This is a genomic window from Chryseobacterium indoltheticum, assembly GCF_003815915.1.
GTDB lineage: Bacteria > Bacteroidota > Bacteroidia > Flavobacteriales > Weeksellaceae > Chryseobacterium > Chryseobacterium indoltheticum.
In genome coordinates this window covers 2,876,018-2,895,019 of record NZ_CP033929.1, presented here as the reverse complement: position 1 = coordinate 2,895,019, position 19,002 = coordinate 2,876,018, and the positions used below count along the sequence as shown (strand labels likewise).

General features: G+C 32.6%; 22 protein-coding genes. 11 read left to right on the top strand and 11 right to left on the bottom strand.

What is annotated here, in order from left to right; genetic code table 11:
- Positions 1–3: 3 nt before the first annotated feature.
- Complete coding sequence (locus EG358_RS13465) at positions 4–600, bottom strand: hypothetical protein (protein ID WP_076559879.1); 597 nt, start codon at positions 598–600, stop codon at positions 4–6.
- A gap of 154 nt (positions 601–754) precedes the next feature.
- Here EG358_RS13465 and EG358_RS13460 point away from each other — a divergent pair, with 154 nt between their 5' ends.
- Together EG358_RS13460 and EG358_RS13455 are read left to right on the top strand one after the other, a co-directional pair.
- The gene (locus tag EG358_RS13460) at positions 755–1,627 is read left to right on the top strand and encodes an AraC family transcriptional regulator (RefSeq protein WP_076559881.1); all 873 of its coding nucleotides are present in this window, start codon (positions 755–757) and stop codon (positions 1,625–1,627) included.
- Between the two features lie 303 nt (positions 1,628–1,930).
- Positions 1,931–2,731, top strand: coding sequence for a Cof-type HAD-IIB family hydrolase (locus EG358_RS13455; protein WP_076559883.1), 801 nt, complete (start codon positions 1,931–1,933; stop codon positions 2,729–2,731).
- Positions 2,732–2,820: 89 nt separating this feature from the next.
- Here the strand turns inward: EG358_RS13455 and EG358_RS13450 are convergent, their stop codons facing one another.
- Together EG358_RS13450 and EG358_RS13445 are read right to left on the bottom strand one after the other, a co-directional pair.
- Complete coding sequence (locus EG358_RS13450; protein ID WP_076559884.1) at positions 2,821–3,267, bottom strand: KTSC domain-containing protein; 447 nt, start codon at positions 3,265–3,267, stop codon at positions 2,821–2,823.
- A 114-nt stretch (positions 3,268–3,381) separates the two neighbouring features.
- Positions 3,382–3,798, bottom strand: a complete 417-nt coding sequence (locus EG358_RS13445; protein ID WP_076559886.1) for a winged helix-turn-helix transcriptional regulator — start codon at positions 3,796–3,798, stop codon at positions 3,382–3,384.
- A gap of 107 nt (positions 3,799–3,905) precedes the next feature.
- On the opposite strand from EG358_RS13445, the gene EG358_RS13440 reads away from it, so the two are divergent.
- The 3 genes from EG358_RS13440 (at position 3,906) to EG358_RS13430 (ending at position 7,066) form a co-directional block, all read left to right on the top strand.
- Complete coding sequence (locus EG358_RS13440; RefSeq protein WP_076559888.1) at positions 3,906–4,997, top strand: alkene reductase; 1,092 nt, start codon at positions 3,906–3,908, stop codon at positions 4,995–4,997.
- Positions 4,998–5,119: 122 nt separating this feature from the next.
- Positions 5,120–5,824, top strand: a complete 705-nt coding sequence (locus EG358_RS13435) for an SDR family oxidoreductase (protein WP_076559891.1) — start codon at positions 5,120–5,122, stop codon at positions 5,822–5,824.
- Positions 5,825–6,064: 240 nt separating this feature from the next.
- Positions 6,065–7,066 carry an NADP-dependent oxidoreductase gene (locus EG358_RS13430; protein WP_076559893.1) on the top strand — a complete coding sequence of 334 codons (1,002 nt, stop codon included), beginning with the start codon at positions 6,065–6,067 and terminating at the stop codon, positions 7,064–7,066.
- Between the two features lie 27 nt (positions 7,067–7,093).
- Here EG358_RS13430 and EG358_RS13425 read toward each other — a convergent pair whose 3' ends face one another.
- The 7 genes from EG358_RS13425 to EG358_RS13395 all read right to left on the bottom strand — a co-directional run bounded on the left by EG358_RS13425 (position 7,094) and on the right by EG358_RS13395 (position 11,789).
- Positions 7,094–7,474 carry a VOC family protein gene (locus tag EG358_RS13425; RefSeq protein ID WP_076559895.1) on the bottom strand — a complete coding sequence of 127 codons (381 nt, stop codon included), beginning with the start codon at positions 7,472–7,474 and terminating at the stop codon, positions 7,094–7,096.
- 230 nt (positions 7,475–7,704) lie between these two features.
- Complete coding sequence (locus EG358_RS13420) at positions 7,705–8,463, bottom strand: hypothetical protein (RefSeq protein ID WP_076559897.1); 759 nt, start codon at positions 8,461–8,463, stop codon at positions 7,705–7,707.
- 63 nt (positions 8,464–8,526) lie between these two features.
- Complete coding sequence (locus EG358_RS13415; protein WP_076559899.1) at positions 8,527–9,099, bottom strand: hypothetical protein; 573 nt, start codon at positions 9,097–9,099, stop codon at positions 8,527–8,529.
- 26 nt (positions 9,100–9,125) lie between these two features.
- Complete coding sequence (gene nudK / locus EG358_RS13410; protein WP_076559901.1) at positions 9,126–9,707, bottom strand: GDP-mannose pyrophosphatase NudK; 582 nt, start codon at positions 9,705–9,707, stop codon at positions 9,126–9,128.
- On the bottom strand, positions 9,682–10,638 hold the full coding sequence (locus EG358_RS13405; protein WP_228421323.1) for a TIGR01777 family oxidoreductase: 957 nt from the start codon (positions 10,636–10,638) through the stop codon (positions 9,682–9,684). Before EG358_RS13405 ends, nudK begins: the two co-directional genes overlap by 26 nt.
- A 204-nt stretch (positions 10,639–10,842) precedes the next feature.
- On the bottom strand, positions 10,843–11,187 hold the full coding sequence (locus tag EG358_RS13400) for a DUF2116 family Zn-ribbon domain-containing protein (protein WP_076559905.1): 345 nt from the start codon (positions 11,185–11,187) through the stop codon (positions 10,843–10,845).
- Positions 11,188–11,192: 5 nt separating this feature from the next.
- Positions 11,193–11,789 carry an HPP family protein gene (locus EG358_RS13395; RefSeq protein WP_076559907.1) on the bottom strand — a complete coding sequence of 199 codons (597 nt, stop codon included), beginning with the start codon at positions 11,787–11,789 and terminating at the stop codon, positions 11,193–11,195.
- Positions 11,790–12,160: 371 nt separating this feature from the next.
- Between EG358_RS13395 and pnuC the strand changes: the two genes are divergently transcribed.
- Both pnuC and EG358_RS13385 read left to right on the top strand, forming a co-directional pair.
- Positions 12,161–12,757 carry a nicotinamide riboside transporter PnuC gene (pnuC, locus tag EG358_RS13390; RefSeq protein WP_076559909.1) on the top strand — a complete coding sequence of 199 codons (597 nt, stop codon included), beginning with the start codon at positions 12,161–12,163 and terminating at the stop codon, positions 12,755–12,757.
- 502 nt (positions 12,758–13,259) lie between these two features.
- The gene (locus EG358_RS13385; protein WP_076559911.1) at positions 13,260–14,270 is read left to right on the top strand and encodes an acyl-CoA dehydrogenase family protein; all 1,011 of its coding nucleotides are present in this window, start codon (positions 13,260–13,262) and stop codon (positions 14,268–14,270) included.
- Positions 14,271–14,901: 631 nt separating this feature from the next.
- On the opposite strand, the gene EG358_RS13380 is transcribed toward EG358_RS13385, so the two are convergent.
- On the bottom strand, positions 14,902–15,282 hold the full coding sequence (locus EG358_RS13380; RefSeq protein WP_076559913.1) for a hypothetical protein: 381 nt from the start codon (positions 15,280–15,282) through the stop codon (positions 14,902–14,904).
- A gap of 253 nt (positions 15,283–15,535) precedes the next feature.
- Between EG358_RS13380 and EG358_RS13375 the strand changes: the two genes are divergently transcribed.
- The 4 genes from EG358_RS13375 to hisS all read left to right on the top strand — a co-directional run bounded on the left by EG358_RS13375 (position 15,536) and on the right by hisS (position 19,000).
- Positions 15,536–15,751 carry a hypothetical protein gene (locus tag EG358_RS13375; RefSeq protein ID WP_076559915.1) on the top strand — a complete coding sequence of 72 codons (216 nt, stop codon included), beginning with the start codon at positions 15,536–15,538 and terminating at the stop codon, positions 15,749–15,751.
- 765 nt (positions 15,752–16,516) lie between these two features.
- Positions 16,517–16,849, top strand: coding sequence for a single-stranded DNA-binding protein (locus tag EG358_RS13365; protein ID WP_076559919.1), 333 nt, complete (start codon positions 16,517–16,519; stop codon positions 16,847–16,849).
- A 174-nt stretch (positions 16,850–17,023) separates the two neighbouring features.
- A complete protein-coding gene (locus EG358_RS13360) occupies positions 17,024–17,485 on the top strand; it encodes an HRDC domain-containing protein (protein WP_228421325.1) in 462 nt (153 codons plus the stop codon).
- 144 nt (positions 17,486–17,629) lie between these two features.
- On the top strand, positions 17,630–19,000 hold the full coding sequence (gene hisS / locus EG358_RS13355) for a histidine--tRNA ligase (protein ID WP_076559923.1): 1,371 nt from the start codon (positions 17,630–17,632) through the stop codon (positions 18,998–19,000).
- The last annotated feature ends 2 nt before the right edge of the window (positions 19,001–19,002 follow it).

Genomic DNA, 19,002 nt, shown 5'->3' with positions numbered 1-19,002 from the left:
TAATTATCTCACTCTGATTATTTTATTAAAAATTCTACCATTTTCTTCTACAGTGATGATATAGCTGTCGGCGGTCTTTTTACTTAGATCAAAAGTAAGTTTAATCTCACCGTTCGTTGCAGATTTTGTAGCATTGTAGTAAACCGTATCATCAAAATCTGTTACTGAAATTTTGGTCGTATTTTTTACACCCGACAATTGTAATGTAACCATATTACCGTTGATCAAAAATTCAGGTTTAAATATTTCTGAAACAGGTTCTTTTTCAATCAAAACCTTTTTATCAGAATCTACTTTAATTTTATACTTCTCAATTTTCTGTTGAGACTCAAGAACCAAATAATAAATTCCTGAATCTAAATCTTTAAAATTGTAAGATTTGCTTACAGAATTATAGTCTTCAAAAGTCTCAGAAAACAGTTCTCCGTAAAAGTCATTGTAAATGACTACCGATACATTTTTGGCATTCGAAATCTCAAATTTTACCGTCTCTGCTTCAGCTTTTCCAAATGAAAGAGAAAAGTCTTTTTCTTTACCCAATGCACTCATTGAAATGGATAAGAAACCGATCATTAAAACTGATGTAAATACTTTTTTCATACGATTAATTTTTTCATTTGTTAATACTGCAAATTTAGATCAAACCGCAACGCCTTTCTACTGCTTAATTTTCTTATTTATGTGTTATTTTAACCTTTAAATTAATTATTTAAATATAAATTGTTAATTTTGTGTATGAATTAATGGTTTTAATATGAAACATTCCCATCCTGCTTTTGAAGCTGTGAAACCCAATCTGGGAAGCAGTTTTACGAGTTTAAAGTTTTTACGAAATGAAAATATCAAGTCTCATGTATGGCATTATCATCCTGAAATTGAGTTGATTTTCGTATGCGGAGGTTCCGGAAAGAGACAAATTGGAAGTAATATTTCCTATTTTTCTGATGGAGATTTGGTTTTAATGGGAACAAACCTTCCACATTGCGGAATGACCAATGAAAATACCAATAATGATTATGAAATGGTCATTCAGTTCAAGCCTGATTTTTTAGGCGAAGAAATCTGGACGTTACCCGAAATGCAAAAAATAACCAATCTGTTGGAAAAGGCAAAAGCCGGAATTGTATTTTCAGAAAGTATAAAAAAAGAAGTCGGTTTGAAAATTACAGAAATGCATGAATCATCATCTTTGGATAAGTTGATGAAATTTCTTAAAATATTGGAAGAACTCGCTTCAACTCAGGAATATCGGATTTTAAATGCCGGAAAATATTATCTCCAAACTCAGGTGGAAGACAACGAGCGAATTAACCACATTTTTAATTATGTAAAAGATCATTTTAAAGATCAGATTACTTTGGAGCAGATTTCGGATTTGGCAAGCATGAAAGTGCCTTCGTTTTGTCGTTATTTCAAGAAGATTACCAATAAAACGTTTACTCAGTTTGTGAATGAATATAGGATTACCCATTCTTTAAAACTGCTTGCCGAAAAGCCATTAAGCATTACGGAAGTATGTTTTGAATCGGGGTTTAATAACTTCAGTTATTTCAATAAAACATTTAAAGAATATACTGGCAAAAGCCCTTCTCAATACAGAAAAGAGTTTAATTATTTATTTGAATAAAAATGAATTTTAAACCATTAAGAAAGTTTAGATTTTAAGATTAATAAAAATAAATCAATTTGGTTTCTTAAAAATTTGAAGAGTTTTAATGAAAATCTTAATGTTAAAAAAAGGAATAAACAAAGTTTATTTTAAAATTAAGATGAGTTAAGTTCTACCGAAATAGATTTTGTTTAAGAATTAATCTTAAGGAAATTTAAAATTAAACAACCTATTGGTAATAGATACGGAATCTACCTGTAAGATTTTAAAGTCTATATTTGTGTAGGTTTTAGAAATAAGAAGAAGAAAAAAAAGAATTTTATGAAGGATATAAAGCTGATTGTAACCGATATGGACGGAACTTTTCTAAACTCAAAATACGAGGTAAGTCCCGATTTTCCAAAGGTGTATGAAGAACTGAAAAAAAGGGATATTCTTTTTGTTCCTGCAAGCGGAAGACAAATGTCTGGAATCACAAAATATTTTGGCGATATTGAAAACGAAATAGGTTTCATTGCCGAAAACGGAGGGTATGTAGTGTATAAAAATCAAGAAATGTTTGCTGATAAATTGAGCCAGAAATCAATTGCAGATATTATTCGTACCGTAAGAGAAATTCCTGATGCAAGAGCAGTTTTGAGTGCAAGAGATAGTTCGTATTACGAAAGTACTGACCAGAATTTTGTAGATTATTTTACACAATATTATATTGAAAATCAGAAAAAAGAAGACCTTACTCAGGAAGTCGATGATTCTGTTTTTAAAATTGCAGTGTATCATCCGGTGAGCGCAGAAGAGTTTGTATATCCTGCACTGAAAAAGTTTGAAGACGAAGATTTGGTGGTCGTTGTTTCCGGAAAATATTGGCTGGATATTATGAATAAACACACCAATAAAGGAAACGCAATTGAGAAACTTCAAAAATCTTTAAATATTCTTCCCGAGCAAACGATGGCTTTCGGCGATTATCTGAATGATATTGAAATGCTGAAAAATGCTCATTATTCGTACGCTATGAAAAATGCACATCCATCGGTAAAAGAAGCTGCGAAATACGAAGCGTGTTCCAATGACAGTTTTGGCGTTTTGGAAACGATAAAAACGTATCTCAACGGAAATTAATTTTCACTATACAACAAGCAAAAAACCGTATTCTCAGAATACGGTTTTATATTTTTAATTGTCATTGACAACTTTATCTTTTCAGAAAATTAGTCAGCCATTACTTCACCAGACTTTCTAAAGGTAAAATTTCCATAGATATGTCTTCTTGCGAAACGGCTTGGCGAATCTGCATTCACCATTTTGATATACGTATTTCTTGGAACTCCGATGTATTCAAACATTTTACCATTCAAATGCTGAACTTTCAAAATTGATTTCTCAAGATAGAAATCAGTAATGATTGAAGTGGTAATCGTTTCTGTGTATTCTTCTTTGTATTTTTCCTGAGTTTCAGGGTTGATGCTTACCAAAAAATGATAGGCCTCAATCACAGATTTACTTTTTTCTTCTGCAGCCAGTTTTCCTTCTTCATTATTCACAAATTTATCAGGATGCGTATCTTTCATCACATTTCTGTAAATTGTTTTCAAATCTTTCAAAGTAGCGGTATTGTCTACCTCAAGAAGTTTTCTGTAATCACCTATTTTTTTCATAACGTACAATCCTTATTTCGGGGTGCAAAATTAAGGAATTTTATTTAGAAACTCATAAGTTTTTGATTATTAATTTATTTGCTTTTTGAAAATATCTTTAAAAAGTGCAAAATATTATAAAACCTCCCTTTTCAACTCCTCAATTCTCTCCTCAATAAATCCTGCTTTATCCATCTTCACATCATTCAAAATCATCTTCTGGCTTTCCGGAATTTCAGAATATTTTTCTGCCCACAGATTAATTTCTATCAACAATGGAAGCAGATCGATACCTTTTTCGGTGAGTTTATATAGAACTTTCGCTTTGCTGTCAGGGTGATTCTGCTTGATGATGATCCCGTTTTCTTCAAGCATCAAAAGACGGGATGCGAGAATATTAGTCGCTATTTTTTCGTCAGATTTTAGAAATTCTCCGTAGGTACATTGTTTTGCAAACATCAGATCTCTTACAATCAGCAATGACCATTTGTCACCCCATACGTCTAATGAGCTGCTGATAGGGCAATCTGATCTCTTTTTTGAATTGGACATAAAATTATTTTTAAATAATTAAATAAAACACTTGCGTTTTGAAAGTAAAGTTATAGATTTGTACTTGCAAAACGCAAGCAAATTTACCGAATTAAATTTAAAATACAATGGAAAATATTCTTTTTGATGCTTACAAGAGCAAAAACTTAGATCTAAAAAACCGTATTGTGATGGCTCCAATGACCAGAAGCCGATCAGATAATCCAGAAAATAAAGCAACAGAATTAACAGCTAAGTATTACCAGCAGAGAGCTACCGCAGGTTTAATTATCACAGAAGGTACTTTCATCAGTTCCGAAGCGGTTGGCGTGATCAATGTTCCTGCAATTTACAATGCAACACAAATCGAAGGTTGGAAACTTACAACAAAAGCTGTTCACAACGAAGGAGGCAAAATTTTCGCTCAACTTTGGCATACAGGAGCTTATTCTCATCCCGATTTGCATAATGGTGACAAACCGTTGGCGCCATCAAACGTAAATCCTGAGCAGCAGATCTTTACAGCAAAAGGATTTCAGCCATCGCAGGAACCTCAGCCGATGACGACGGAAGATATTAAAAGAACAGTAAACGATTTCAAAAGAGCAACGCTTAATGCATTTGAAGCCGGGTTTGATGGAGTAGAGCTTCACGGTGCAAACGGTTATTTGCTTCAGCAGTTCTTTAGCAAAAACAGCAATTTGAGAACCGATGAATATGGTGGTTCTGTAGAGAACAGAGCAAGAATTTTATTCGAAATTCTAGATGCTATAAAAGAAGTCGCAGATTTGCAAAAAGTTGCAGTTCGTCTCAATCCTTCACTCAACGGCATCATGGGGATTTTGGTCGATGATGAAACCATTGCGTTGTACAACTATATTGTCACTCGTCTCAATGATTACGATTTGGCGTATCTGCATTTGATAGAGCCTTTTACCGACGTTTCAGGTAATTCTTTTGCTATCCAGGAAGTGGCGAAACATTTCCGTAAAATCTACAACGGAACCATTATTATCAACCGCGGATTCAACAAAGAGACCGCTACAAAAGTTTTACAGGATGGCGATGCAGATTTGGTTTCTTTTGGAACTCCTTTTATTGCCAATCCCGATTTGGTAGAGCGTTTCAAGAGCGATGCACCACTCAATCAGCCGGATCAGGCCACATTTTACACTCCGGGCGAAAAAGGGTATACCGATTATCCGACTCTTAACAACTAAAATAATTTGGGCGAACAGCCGGGCTTTCCGCTATATCTTTTGTTTCACAAAAGGATGTCGCTGCAATCCCTGTCGCAAACTCGACCTCAACAACAATACACAACATTTAAACAAAACAAAAAATGAAAACAACAGGAAATACAGTATTCATCAGTGGCGGAAGTGCCGGAATAGGCTTAGCAATTGCAAAAAAACTGCATGCAGAAGGAAATAATATCATTATTAACGGAAGAAATGAAGAACGTCTTCAGAATGCTTTACAAGAACTTGAGGGCGCAGTTGCAATTAAGGGTGACCTTTCGGTTGAGGCAGATAGATTTCGCATCGCAGAAGAATTGAAAACGAATCATCCCGAACTCAATATCATCATCAACAATGCTGGTGCAGCATTCGCATATTTATTAAATGAAACGCAAAACGCACACGAAAAAGCTGCTGCCGAGATGAATACCAATTACTTCAGCGTTATCCACTTTACAGAACTTTTACTTCCGTATTTAAGTAAAAAAAAGGAAGCGGCAGTCATCAATATTTCATCAATTGCAGTTTTTTTAAGTCATCAAATGTTACCAACGTATGGCGCATCAAAAGCAGCGTTACACAGCTATACACAAGCTTTAAGACAAACGTATGAGGAGCAGAATAATATTCAGATTTACGAAGTCTATCCACCATTGGTCAATACAGATTTCTCTGCAGAAATCGGCGGAGCAAACGGAATTCCGCCTTCTGAAGTAGCAGACGAATTGTTGATAGCTTTAGAAAAAAATCAGTTTGATGTTCCGGTAGGAGATACCAAACAGTTTTTCGTAAAAGAATTGGCATAACCATATTTAAAAACAATTCTTCGTCAGAAACGGGTTATTTTCAGTATCTTACTGACGAAGAGTTTCTACAATTTAACCAACTTATCATAGATTAACAGAAAAAATTACCCACTGAAAAAATGGTAAAAAGGAGTAATCAATGAGAAGATAGCATCATTTTATCAGGAGATTTTTTCCCAAACTTGCTTTTAATTATCAACCTAAAGGAAGCAGATCAGCTTATAATAAAATAAATATCATATGAAAGCATTCAGTATCAGCCGTTATAAAAAAGAAAGTCCACTCGAATTGGTAGACCTTCCCGAACCTATTGTAAAAGATCACGAAGTTCTTGTCGAAATACATGCGGCAAGTGTTAATCTTTTAGATTCAAAAATAAAAAGCGGTGAGTTTAAACTGATTTTGCCTTATAAAATGCCTTTAGTTTTGGGACACGATGTTGCAGGCATTATCGTAAAAACAGGAGCGAAGGTAAAAAACTTTAAAGTGGGAGATGAAATTTATTCTAGACCCTCAGATTTTCATATTGGTACTTTTGCAGAGTTTATTTCAATCGATGAAAAAGATGTCGCTTTAAAACCTAAAAATCTTTCGATGGAAGAGGCGGCTTCAATTCCATTGGTTGGTTTGACGGCTTGGCAGGCTTTAATTGAGCAATCGAATGTTCAAAAAGGGCAGAAAGTTTTTATTCAGGCAGGATCTGGCGGCGTGGGAACTTTCGCCATTCAGCTTGCAAAATATATGGGTGCAACGGTAGCAACTACTGCCAGTGAAAAAAGTTTTGATGTTTTGAAAAATCTTGGTGCAGATGTTTTGATCGATTATAAAACGCAGGATTTTGAAGATGCTTTAATTGATTATGATGTCGTATTAAACAGCCAGGATAACAAAACGCTTGAAAAATCTTTTGAGGTAATAAAGCCTGGAGGTAAAATCGTTTCAATATCAGGTCCGCCAACGCCAGTATTTGCTGAAGAACACAGGTTACCTTGGTACGTAAAATTGGCAACAAGATTTTTAAGCAGTAAAATAAGAAAAAGAGCAAAAAAACAGAATGTAAACTATTCGTTTCTGTTTATGACGGCCAACGGGAAACAGCTTTCAGAAATTACTCATCTCATAGAAAGTGGCAAAATAAAACCTGTCATCGATAAAGTTTTCGCTTTTGAAAAAACCAATGATGCATTACAATATATCGAAAGTGGTCGTGCGAAAGGAAAAGTAGTTATCAAAATGAAATAAGCATCGATTTTTTTGAATAAATTATCCTTAAAAATAATTGCTTATCTCAATCAAATTCAAATCCGGGTCTCTGAAATAAACCGATTTAATCTTTCCAATTGCTCCGGTTCTTTCTACAACTCCTTCGATGATCTCTATATTTTTATGTTTTAGTTCTTCCAAAACATCATCAATATCTGTTTCTGAGATAAAGCATAAATCTGCCGAACCTGTTGTTGGATGTTCTGCTTTAGGCTCAAATTCTTTTTCTTTTTGATGAAGATTGATTTTTTGATTTCCGAAAGTCAGAGCTTTTCTGTTGTTTCCAAAAGTTACGACTTCAAAACCCAGAATGTTAGTATAGAAATCTATAGTTTTATCAGTGTCAGCAACAGTTAAGACGAGATGGTCAATATTTTTAATTTGCACAATTTTAGACTTGTTTAACCTCAGTTCGGGATAAGAGATTTTTATAATAGTTTGTGAATCATTAAACGCAAAGATTTTATAATTAAACTTTCTACTTTAGAAAGCAAAGGCAAATAAATTTGCTTCGCAAAGCTTGAGCCAAAGCTTTATTAAAACAACTTGTTGATTCTTCTTTGCTTACTATATTATAAAAGAGTAAAATTCACGGTTGTATTAAACATAGTTATATATTAATTAAAAGGAATTATTTTATCGTGTTTTAATTTCTGCTTTAAATGTTCTGCATAGTGATGTGCAAATTTTTCTTTTTCAACTTTTGAAAGACTCATGTAATAATCATCTCTGTTTTCCTTTGCATTGTAATTTTCATCATCTTTTCCAGGTCTTTCCACAACTTCTAAATAATGAACATAATGTCCGAATTCATGCGGCAATGTTCTGTAAAGTTGTGTGTTTCTTGAAGGTTCTAAATGTAATTCAGAGACAAAATTTCTTTTATTTTCAATGAAAAAATGCCCATCCTCTTTTAATCTTGCAAATTCTTTTTGATCTTCAATAGTTTGTTTTTTAGACCTGACTAGTTTTTTATTTAAGTCAATAGAGTCTAAAATTATTGCAGGAAAATATTCGTTTTCAAATTCAAAACTATATACTAATCTTCCCCAAACTGGAGAAATAATTTCTTCTTTTCTTTTGGGTTGACGAAGAACGATAAATTTCAACTCTCCATAATCTTCAGTGGGAATATATTGAATCATTTTTGCTAAATCATTCACAGAGCAGGAGTGAAAACAGTTTTCCCGAGTTTCTTCAATAATAAATAAAAACTCATGTTCATTGATAATTCTAATTTCTGTTTGGTATTTCTCAATTCTTTCATAAAAAGATTTCAGCGTGCCATAAGGTGTAGAAATCTTAAATTTATTATCCTGACCAAAACCTTGATTTTCAGTTCCTATATTTCGGTTTCTTCTTGTTGGATTAAACATTTGAAATAGTCAATTTTTGTGTTTTTCAATTTTATAAGCTGAAATTAAAATCAAAACTGTGTTTTATTCAGTATCAATATACGTCAGTTTCGCCCCTTTAATAAACTCTTCCAAAGAAATATTTTTTATTGCTTTATCATTCATCAATTCAAAAAGATACGTTGAGGTTGTATTTAATCTGATGTCTTTTACAGAGGTTTTAAATCGCTTAGTTTTAATATTTGAAGTCAGAAATGTAAGCTCAGAAGTATTACTAAACTTGATATTATTTACATCAAAAGAAGCTTTTGGATCTTTCTGCAATTTCAAAAATCTTTTCTGTGTTTTATCTGTCGTCTCATTCAGGAATTTCTGCATTTGGAAGTCGGTTAACAGCTGTGGATAAATGAGACCTTCTCTTAGAATCGTCGTCGTGATTTTATCGGCTTTTTCAAAATAAACGGTCTTGTTATCAAACTGTGCCAGATTTTCTTTTACAAGAATTTTACCGTCAAATTTTTTATAATTTTTCTTTTTATAATCAGTTTTAAAATGCTCAATTATAGCGGCATCTTTCGTGCTCAACTTTTCATTTTTCTGGGCAAAAAAATTAGCAGATAGCAATAATGAAAGACCGATTGTGAATATAAATTTCATAATACGTTAGATTTTTGGTTTAAATATTACAGAATATTTTTCAGGCGAAGATGCTGTAAAAGCATGATAGTCTTGGCATCTTTTATTTCGCCATTGTCAATCATAGAAAGTGTTTCGTCAAACGGAAGCTGCAGTACTTCGATGTTCTCGCCTTCATCTTCCAGTCCGCCGCCATCGTTTATTTTCATATCATCAGAATATTCTGCGATAAAAAAATGCAGAATCTCTGTAACAGATCCGGGAGACATATAAGCTTCAAATATTTTTTCTACTTTCGAAATCTTGTAACCCGTTTCTTCTTCAGCTTCCCTTTTAACGCAATCTTCAGGATTATCGTTGTCTAAAAGTCCGGCACAAGCTTCAATCAGCATTCCCGTAGGATTTCCGTTGATGTATGTAGGAAGACGGAATTGCTTCGTTATAATTACATTTTTAGAATGAGTGTTATACAATAAAACAACGGCTCCGTTTCCCCTGTCATAGGCTTCCCGGCTTTGGGTTTCGGTGTCTCCGTTTTCTTTTTTAATAGTAAAAGTAACTTTTTTTAAAGTGTACCAGTTATCAGATAAAATCTCTGTCTTTTCAATACTTACATGAGGCTTTTGCATTATATTTCAATCTTTTAATAATTATTTTTTTTAGTAAATCTTCCAAAGCTCCTTCTAAAACCGGAAACTTAAAGTCAAAACCAGCTTTTATTATTTTTTCTGAAGAAGCTCTCGAGCCTTGAAGCAAAATATCGGCAAGCTCACCAAACATAAGTTTTAAAACAAACGCCGGTACGTTAGGCATGAATAAAGGTTTTTTTAAAATCTTTGCAGCTATCCGTGTTAAATTTTCGTTAGTCGTATGCTGCGGTGCCGAAGCATTATAAGAACCCCGAATTTCAGGATTTTTTAAGGCAAATTCATAAATCGCACAAATGTCATCAACATGAATCCAGGGCATATATTGTTTTCCGCTTCCGATGGGTGAACCAATTCCAAATTTGATAGGTGTTATCATTTTCGCTAAAGCACCGTCATTTTTAGATAGAACAACGGCAGTTCTTACTTTCACCACTCTTTCCGCTACATTTTGTTCTGTAAATTCATCAGCTGCTTTTTCCCAAACCTGAACAACTTTACTTAGAAAATCGTTTCCTGCAGGATCATTTTCTGCGAATATTTTATCTGTTGTTTTAATTCCGTAAAAATTAATTCCTGAAGCAGAAATGAAAGATTTTAGCTTTATATTTTTGTTTTTAAGCGTATTTAAAATCAATTTTGCAGAGTTTACCCGGCTGTCGATCAGTTCTTTTTTTCGCTCTTCTGTCCAGCGTTTTTCAGAAATATTGGCTCCTGCTAGATGAATAATGTGACTTACATTTTCGAATGCCTGTTCATCTATCGTGTTATTGTTTAGATCCCATTCAAATTCGTTTTCGGCTTTCTTTTTGCGGGTTAAAAAACGTATCGTATAATCTTTTTCGATTTTTTTGGAAAGCACCTTTGCAATGGCTCCGCTTGCGCCGGTGATTAATACAATTTCTTTCATCATGCTTTTTTACATTATTTTTTTTAATACTTGATATTTTTTAACCGCAAAAGCAACAAAAAATTTTATGACGGAATTCGCTATTTAAAAGCTAACAAAACAACAATAAATGAAAATTTTACATTTTGCAAACTTCTGAATGTCTCTTTTTCAATCATTTCTTTTGATTCTTTTGCGGTTAAAATTATATTTGAATTTTATCATGTATCAAAACTGATTTTTTACAATTAAAACGTAATCTTCTTCAAGAATTTTATAGCCGTGATCATAAATAAATTTATATTCTGAGCCGTTTTTATACACTTTAATATTTGTAAAATAATTAAAATCAAAACCTAAGCCATCGAGTTTAGATTTTGGGATTTTAGTTTTTCCGTCGATATTTATTTCATTCAGAATACGGTAGTTTTTACGGAGTTTATTGTTAACATTCCGCATCAGGTTGCTCGAATCTTTGTTCTGCTTATTGTTGTAAGCATTTCTACAGGCATCATTGCAGAATTTTTTATCGGATCTGCCAATGATTTTTTCACCGCATTCTATACATTCCATATTCTTTAATTTTTCAAACTGTGTTTGTGTTTTTTATGTAAAAGTCTCTTCCATCTCGAACTTGTAGGGTAACTTCTGTTTTTGGTGATATTATTAAAAAATAAAGCTACTAAAAGTAAAATAATACAGCCCGACAAAACAGGAGATAGTACATACCAATATCCAAGATCAGCAATTTTTCCGGGAGATGTTACGGCAATTAATGCAGTTGCGCCACCCGGCGGATGCAAAGTTTTGGTGTACTGCATCAAAATGATGGAAAAAGCAACAGCCAAAGGCGCCGAAAGCCATAAAATATCCGGAACAATCTGGTAAACGGTAACTCCAACGATAGCTGAAATGACATGACCGCCGACAAGATTTCTTGGTTGAGCCAACGGACTTTGAATGGCTCCGTAGATTAAAACACTTGAGGCGCCAAATGAACCTATCAAAAATACATTTTCCTGCTGCAACAAATAGTGAGATTGCAGAAAAGCAATCAGTCCGATTCCGAAAAAGGCACCTAGAAAAGACCAAAAAAATTCTTTATAATCAACAAGTGTTTCTTTATAAATTACATATTTTGATACTCTGAGTGTTCTTTTGAAAGTTTTTTTCACAATAAATTTATTTGAGATTTAAAGGTACGAAATATCCGTTTGTAAACGACTGCTGATGTACGAAATGATTTTATCAATGCTGAGATGCTTTCAGCATGACAAACTTTCTGCAAAAGGTTAAATTAATCTACCTAATTAGCTCAATCTGCGAGAACCTTTTTTAAAACAGATTTCTGGTCTCAATTTTTTGTAATAAAAATTAGTAAATATTTTTTAATGTCATTTTAAAACATCAATTTTGCGCCATCAATGGGGTGCTGCAAATTGCGGCTGAGATGATACCCGGGAAAATTTTCCACACCTGATCTGGGTAATTCCAGCGTAGGGAATTTTGATTTATCATCTCATCATTTAATTTTATTTAAGTTAATTTGATGCAGGACATTTTACAACAGACAACATGGCAAGAATGGCTTGGTGTCTTCTTTTCAGTATTTCAGGTTTTATTGGCAAGAAAAAACAATTCGAATAATTATCTTTTTGGTATTGCCGGAATTTCATTAACACTTTATGTGATGATTCAATCTAAACTCTACGCCGAGTTTACACTTAATCTTTACTATCTGGTAATGAGTATTTACGGATGGCTGTACTGGAAGTTTGGAAAACGAAAGTCTGAAACCACCATTTCCGAAACCACCAAAAATGAAAAATTAATTACTGCAGGAATCGTACTTGGAACATTTGCTGTTTTCTGTTTTTTCCTGACGAATTTTACAGATTCTGATGTTCCAATTTTGGATTCTTTAGTCAGTGCTTTTGCATGGGCAGGAATGTGGTTGATGGCTCGGAGAAAAATTGAAAACTGGGTTTTACTTAATATCAGTAACATCATTGCAATTCCGTTGTTGATTCATAAAGGTCTTTATTTGTATGCAGTTTTGACGGCTTTCTTGTTTATTGTTGCAATTTCCGGTTATTTGGAATGGCGAAAAATCATTAAAACTAAATCGGTTGCAGCGACTTAATCTGATGTTGTGGATTAAAACGCAAAGATTTTAATTTTTGAGATTAATATTTTAAGGAGCAAAGATGGCGACAAGTCGCTGATGAAGCTTGAAAACATATGCTTTGAATCAATTTTATTGATTATTCTTTGCCTCTTAAATAATAAACGGACAGAAGTAAAGCTTTGCGTTGAAAAAGTAAGAATTATAAGATTCCACTTTAATGAAGTTAATTGTAGCTAAAAGGTATGTTACAGTAAATCGGTTGCAGCGACTTAATCTGATGTTGTGGATTAAAACGCAAAGATTTTAATTTTTGAGATTAATATTTTAAGGAGCAAAGATGGCGACAAGTCGCTGATGAAGCTTGAAAACATATGCTTTGAATCAATTTTATTGATTATTCTTTGTCCCTTAAATTATAACAACAGAAATAAAACTTTGCGTTGAAATAATAAGGATTATAAAGTGCCATTTTGATTTAAAAATAATCTTTTTAATTATTCAGAAATAGATAAAAGGTATGTTTACACCTAAAGAAATAAGAATGAAAATGCATGGAGCTTTTGAAGTTCCGCAATTAATTATTGATCAGATTCATGAGGAAAGATTGCTTCAGATCTGGGTTCCGAAAGTGTATGGCGGATTGGGATTACGCTTAAATCAAGGTTTGAAACTCCTTTTTGATTGGTCAAAAATAGATGGAAGTTTAGGCTGGATGTTGACATTATGTTCGGGCGCCAACTTTTTCTCAAGAAATTTAAAACCCAATATTGCGAAAGAACTTTTTTCTAATCCCAAAACCTGTTTTGGAGGAAGTGGAATGATTGGTGGAACTGCAGAAAAGCAAACTGATGGAACTTTTCTGATTAACGGACTTTGGCATTTTGCAACTGGAGCGCCACATTTAAGTCATTTTACTTTAAATGCGAGATTGACGGAAAATGGAAATCCTTTGCTTGATGAATCAGGAAATGAATTGATCAGATCTTTTGTTATTTCTAAAAATCAGGCTGAGATAATTCCAAACTGGAAATCGATGGGAATGAAAGCAACCGGAACGTATTCTTTTAAAGTTGAAAATATAAAAGTCACGGAAGATTACAGTTTTATTTACGATGAATTTTTTACTGGTGATGCGATTGATAAAATCCCATTCAGAATTTTTGCAGATTTAACTTTATTGGTCAATTATCTTGGGATGGCTTCTCATTTTTCTGAAGAAGCAATTAAAATACGACCATATTTAGACTTAAAATTTTTCAATGAAAAAATAAACAAAGCGATGGTAAAAGTGATTGAGTTTGCTGACGAAGTTGAAGGTTTACTGAATGAGTCTAAAGCAATAACTCCGGAAAAACAATCAGAAATTCATGATTATTCTTCAGATTTGGTAGACAATTTATCGCATCAGATTTTGCAGATTTATATTCAGTTAGGAATTAAAGCAAGTCATATTGATTCTGCGGTTTATCAGGTTTTCTGTGATTATTTTACGGCAACGCAGCATTCTAATTTTAGGAGGGAGTTTTAATGATTACAATGGAAGAATATTAGTTCACAATGCTCCCATATTCATTTGCATTTCAAAAATATAACTTTACAAGGCGAGAATGTAGTTTAGCAATACAAGAATATAACTTTACATCGTGCCAATATTGTTTAACATTACAAGAATATAATTTTACATCGTGGCAATATTGTTTCAGAATGGAAGAATGTAAAAACATTTAACTTGAATATTCAATTACTATCTGAGAATATTGAATAACCTCAGTTCGGGATAAGAGATTTTGATAATATTTTTTAAATTATTAAACGCAAAGATTTTATAATTAAACTTTCTATTTTAGAAAGCAAAGGCAAATAAATTTGCTTCGCAAAGCTTGAGCAAATGTATTAAAAATCAACTTGTTAATTCTTCTTTGCTTACTTTATAAATGGATAAAATTCACCTTTTGAATTAAATATATAATGGACTCAAAGTTAATAATTTACTATTGTTGCTTAACCCGAAGTCAGGTTAAATAAGGATTGTGTTATTTTAAAAGCCTGTTTAAAGTTGTGTAAAAACTCTTTTTAATTTTGCTATATCAGAACAATCTTCAGATTCTTTTAAGTATCAGCTTTTATTGCGACAAAGTTTATCTTTACCAAGATTTTAATTAATGAAGAAAGTTTAATTTTTCGTTAAATAACTTAAATTTTAAAATTTCAGATTGCCCAGGAATTTCTACAATAACCCAATAATAATTGCTTTCTTTATTTATTATTTCATAAAAATATTTATCTCCTTTTTTACTAAAGTTCTTTCTTGTGTTGTTATTACTTTCAATAAATTCTAATTCGAATTTGTTTTTACCTAGCCATGTATAAAGTAATTTTGAGCTCGTTCCATCTTCAAAAATTTCTGTCCAATATTTTTTGTCTGTATTTACCAACGTTTTTTCTCCAGAATATTCAAAATAGTAAAAATTTGAATTGTTTTTAAATTGATTAATTTCTTTATCAGATACTTTAATTTCAGGTCTTGCATTTAGCTTCATCCAATTTTTCACCTTGTGGAGGACTTATTATTTGCAAATAATCTCTGAAATATTCACAACGTTTCTGAAATCTGAAGTAGAGATTTTCCATTTTATTTTCATATTCTGAATCAGAAAATTGACTTAAATAAGGAGGAATGAATTTTTGGGTTAAAGATTCTATTCTTAAAGAATTATAATCGCCAAAACAAAATGTCCATAAATTTAAAACAAAATGTCAAAAATAATTTATATTAGCAAAAAATAATATTGTATGAATTTTGAATTTAAAAAGGATGATTGGGTCGCAATTGAAGGAGGTTTTGAAATTAGGTTTCAAAAGGAAGAACAGGGACACTTAATCACGCAAGTTTATGAGATCGAAGAGAATGGGGAAAAGAATGTAGTATTAGTACCAACACGTGATCTACCTAATGAAATCGTTATTGAGACAAATATTCCATTTAACGGTACAGTCGTAGCACGATAAGTATTTTTTAAACACAATTTAAAGCACTCTATGAGTGCTTTTTTATTTATTTTTAAATACTATTTAAACAGCATTTAAAATGAAAGTAAGAAGTACAATTGTTGACGATACGATGTAAAAGCGAAGAGAAAAACCACATATTGAGGCCTGCTTTCTCCTGTGCCAAATGACATCATCTTTCTAAAAATCATATTCCAGCTACTTTAAAGCCATTATTAGCCATAAAACAACAAAACACTCCATTAAGAGTGTTTATATTGTATTTAATAAATGTTTAAACGGTAGTAAAAAGTATATTTTTGACGGTCTGTTTATATTTTCACCAACCCTGTATTTTGTGTTTTTCCTTTTACTATCAGGTATTTAGCCACTTTATTTGACCTTTTGTTTTATGCCCTATAGAATCATTTAAGTTTTCAGTACTTTTAAAGTTTAAGCACATTTCATCAATTATTTTATCAGTCTTGTCTAATTCATTTTGTGCATTTATAAATATAGAAAATAGCAGCAAGGGAAATAATATTTTACTTTTCATTACAAGTGGGTTTTATTTTCGCAAATTTCCAAATATACGAAGATGAGCTAATCAAATCTTTATAAAATAAATATTGATTTTCTTTATATATCCATTTTCAAACGACTACAAACGAATTTAAATAGTTTATCACCGACTAATTTTTTCAATCTGATGAATCTTTGCAACAGAGATTTGAGAAACAAGTGAACGTCTCTTATCTAAATCGCTAATCTAAAAAATATAAAGTTATGTCACTAAGAAACAAAGTAACCTTAATCGGTTTTACAGGTAAAGAAGTTGAAACAGTAAACTTCGAAAACGGCGGAATGAAAGCTTCGGTATCACTCGCTACAAACGATCATTACACCAACGCAAAAGGTGAGAAAGTAGAAGAAACACAATGGCACAGTTTGGTAGCTTTTGGGAAAACGGCTGAGATTTTTCAGAAATATGTTCCAAAAGGAAAAGAGATTGCCATTGAAGGGAAATTAACGTACAGATCGTACGACGATAAAGATGGGGTGAAAAAATATATTACCGAAATCAGAGTAGATGAACTTCTGCTTTTGGGTGGTAAATAATATCCGTTTATCAACCTACACTTTTTTTATGATAAACTTTCAGTTCTTTGCTAAGTTTACGCCTTTGCGAACTTAATACGGCGAGTTGTCAAGAAAAGCTTTGCGCACTTCGCATTAAAATAATTGTAGGATTAAAACGGATAATCAAATAATTGATAAACTTTAAAAGCACAAATGATGAAAATAAAAGTTTTAAAAATCAGAATTGCAGATGAATTTCTGCGTGAAGACCAAAGAGAAATCGATCATTTTCTTGAACATCATGAAATTATTAAAACTGAAACTGCATTTGTTCACGACGAACAGTTTTGGTCGGTGGTATTGTATTTTAATGACATAGAATCTGCCGTTAATAAAACAATCGTGAAAGATTCTAAAGCAGTTAAATATTCTGCGGATGATGAAATGTTAAACGAAGACGAAGGTAAAATTCTGGATGCTCTGAAGCTTTGGCGCTCCGAAAAAGCAAGAGAACAAAATCTTCCGACGTATTTTATAGCAACCAATAAAGAGCTCGTGTCTGTTGCGAAATATAAGCCTGCTAAAAAAGAAGAGTTGCTCGACATCAAAGGTTTCGGAAAACATAAGATTGAAAACTACGGCGAAGAGATTTTAGAAATCCTGGAAAGCGTGTAAGATAAAAACGACTAAAAACACAAATGATGAAATGAAAGGCCGGAGAAATAAATTCTACGGCTTTTTTATTGATTTAAAAGTCCTTTCAATTCCTTATTTTTGCAGTGAATATAATTTATCAACCATCAATTATCATTTATAAAAATGAAGCCAAGCTTAGCAAAAGGAACGAGAGATTTTACCTCACTGGAAGTTTCGAGAAGAAAATACATCATCAATATATTACAGAAGAATTTCGAATTATTTGGGTTTCAGCCTTTAGAAACACCAAGTTTTGAAAACCTTTCTACTTTGACCGGAAAATATGGTGAAGAAGGAGATCGTTTGATTTTTAAAATTTTAAATTCAAGCATCAACGAAGCTAAAGAAGATAAGAAAACTCAAATGTTGAACGATTTTCAGAAAGCTTTAGATAAACCGTTTAGTGCCGAAAGTCTTACGGATAAAGCACTTCGTTATGACTTAACGGTTCCTTTCGCAAGATTTGTTGCGATGAATCACGGGAAACTAACGTTTCCATACAAACGTTACCAAATTCAACCGGTTTGGAGAGCAGATCGTCCACAGAAAGGAAGATTCAGAGAGTTTTATCAGTGTGATGCCGATGTTGTGGGAAGCGAAAGTTTGTGGCAGGAAGTTGATTTGGTTCAATTATATTTAAAATCATTTGCTGAGTTGAAAGTTTCGGTAACGATTCATATCAACAACAGAAAAATTCTTTCAGGTTTAGCAGAATATGCCGGAATTACAGATAAGCTGATCGATTTCACCGTTGCTCTTGATAAATTAGACAAAATAGGGAAGGATGGAGTAGTGAAAGAACTTTTAGAAAGAAATATTTCTCAGGAATCGATTGATAAATTAGATTTCCTTTTCAATCAGTCTAATGATGCTTTAGAAAATCTTCTTCAGCTGAAAGAAAAGTTTGCCGGAAATGAAATTGGTTTGAAAGGTGTTGAAGAACTTGAATTTGTGATTACACAATCTCTGAATTTGGGAGTTAATATTCAGAATCTTGTTTTTGATATTACTTTGGCGCGTGGTTTAGATTACTACACCGGAGCAATTTTTGAAGTGAAAGCAGATGAAGCGCAAATGGGTTCTATCGGCGGTGGCGGAAGGTATGACAATCTTACTGAAGTTTTTGGCGTGAAAAATATTCCCGGAATAGGAATTTCTTTTGGTCTAGACCGAATTTATCTGGTGATGGAAGAATTGAATCTTTTTCCTGAAGAAGCTACTTCGAATGTAGAATATCTATTTGCCAACTTTGGCGGAGAAGAAACCTCAGAAGCTTTAAAACTAATTATCCAATTAAGAGAAAAAGGAATTTCTGCAGAGCTGTATCCTGAAAGTGCAAAAATCAATAAGCAGTTTACTTACGCTGAAAAGAAAGGTATTAAAAACCTTGTTTTCTTAGGTGAAGAAGAGGTGAAAAATAATACGGTTACTTTTAAAAACTTGGAAGCTGGTGAACAGAAAACAGTTTCTTTGGAAGAATTTCTTAATTTATAGTT

Excerpts from the sequence above, each read along its gene's own strand:
- EG358_RS13465 (WP_076559879.1), bottom strand. The coding sequence starts at position 600 with ATGAAAAAAGTATTTACATCAGTTTTAATGATCGGTTTCTTATCCATT.
- EG358_RS13460 (WP_076559881.1), top strand. The coding sequence starts at position 755 with ATGAAACATTCCCATCCTGCTTTTGAAGCTGTGAAACCCAATCTGGGA.
- EG358_RS13455 (WP_076559883.1), top strand. The coding sequence starts at position 1,931 with ATGAAGGATATAAAGCTGATTGTAACCGATATGGACGGAACTTTTCTA.
- EG358_RS13450 (WP_076559884.1), bottom strand. The coding sequence starts at position 3,267 with ATGAAAAAAATAGGTGATTACAGAAAACTTCTTGAGGTAGACAATACC.
- EG358_RS13445 (WP_076559886.1), bottom strand. The coding sequence starts at position 3,798 with ATGTCCAATTCAAAAAAGAGATCAGATTGCCCTATCAGCAGCTCATTA.
- EG358_RS13440 (WP_076559888.1), top strand. The coding sequence starts at position 3,906 with ATGGAAAATATTCTTTTTGATGCTTACAAGAGCAAAAACTTAGATCTA.
- EG358_RS13435 (WP_076559891.1), top strand. The coding sequence starts at position 5,120 with ATGAAAACAACAGGAAATACAGTATTCATCAGTGGCGGAAGTGCCGGA.
- EG358_RS13430 (WP_076559893.1), top strand. The coding sequence starts at position 6,065 with ATGAAAGCATTCAGTATCAGCCGTTATAAAAAAGAAAGTCCACTCGAA.
- EG358_RS13420 (WP_076559897.1), bottom strand. The coding sequence starts at position 8,463 with ATGTTTAATCCAACAAGAAGAAACCGAAATATAGGAACTGAAAATCAA.
- EG358_RS13415 (WP_076559899.1), bottom strand. The coding sequence starts at position 9,099 with ATGAAATTTATATTCACAATCGGTCTTTCATTATTGCTATCTGCTAAT.
- nudK (WP_076559901.1), bottom strand. The coding sequence starts at position 9,707 with ATGCAAAAGCCTCATGTAAGTATTGAAAAGACAGAGATTTTATCTGAT.
- EG358_RS13405 (WP_228421323.1), bottom strand. The coding sequence starts at position 10,638 with ATGATGAAAGAAATTGTATTAATCACCGGCGCAAGCGGAGCCATTGCA.
- EG358_RS13400 (WP_076559905.1), bottom strand. The coding sequence starts at position 11,187 with ATGGAATGTATAGAATGCGGTGAAAAAATCATTGGCAGATCCGATAAA.
- EG358_RS13385 (WP_076559911.1), top strand. The coding sequence starts at position 13,260 with ATGTTTACACCTAAAGAAATAAGAATGAAAATGCATGGAGCTTTTGAA.
- EG358_RS13380 (WP_076559913.1), bottom strand. The coding sequence starts at position 15,282 with ATGAAGCTAAATGCAAGACCTGAAATTAAAGTATCTGATAAAGAAATT.
- EG358_RS13375 (WP_076559915.1), top strand. The coding sequence starts at position 15,536 with ATGAATTTTGAATTTAAAAAGGATGATTGGGTCGCAATTGAAGGAGGT.
- EG358_RS13365 (WP_076559919.1), top strand. The coding sequence starts at position 16,517 with ATGTCACTAAGAAACAAAGTAACCTTAATCGGTTTTACAGGTAAAGAA.
- EG358_RS13360 (WP_228421325.1), top strand. The coding sequence starts at position 17,024 with ATGATGAAAATAAAAGTTTTAAAAATCAGAATTGCAGATGAATTTCTG.
- hisS (WP_076559923.1), top strand. The coding sequence starts at position 17,630 with ATGAAGCCAAGCTTAGCAAAAGGAACGAGAGATTTTACCTCACTGGAA.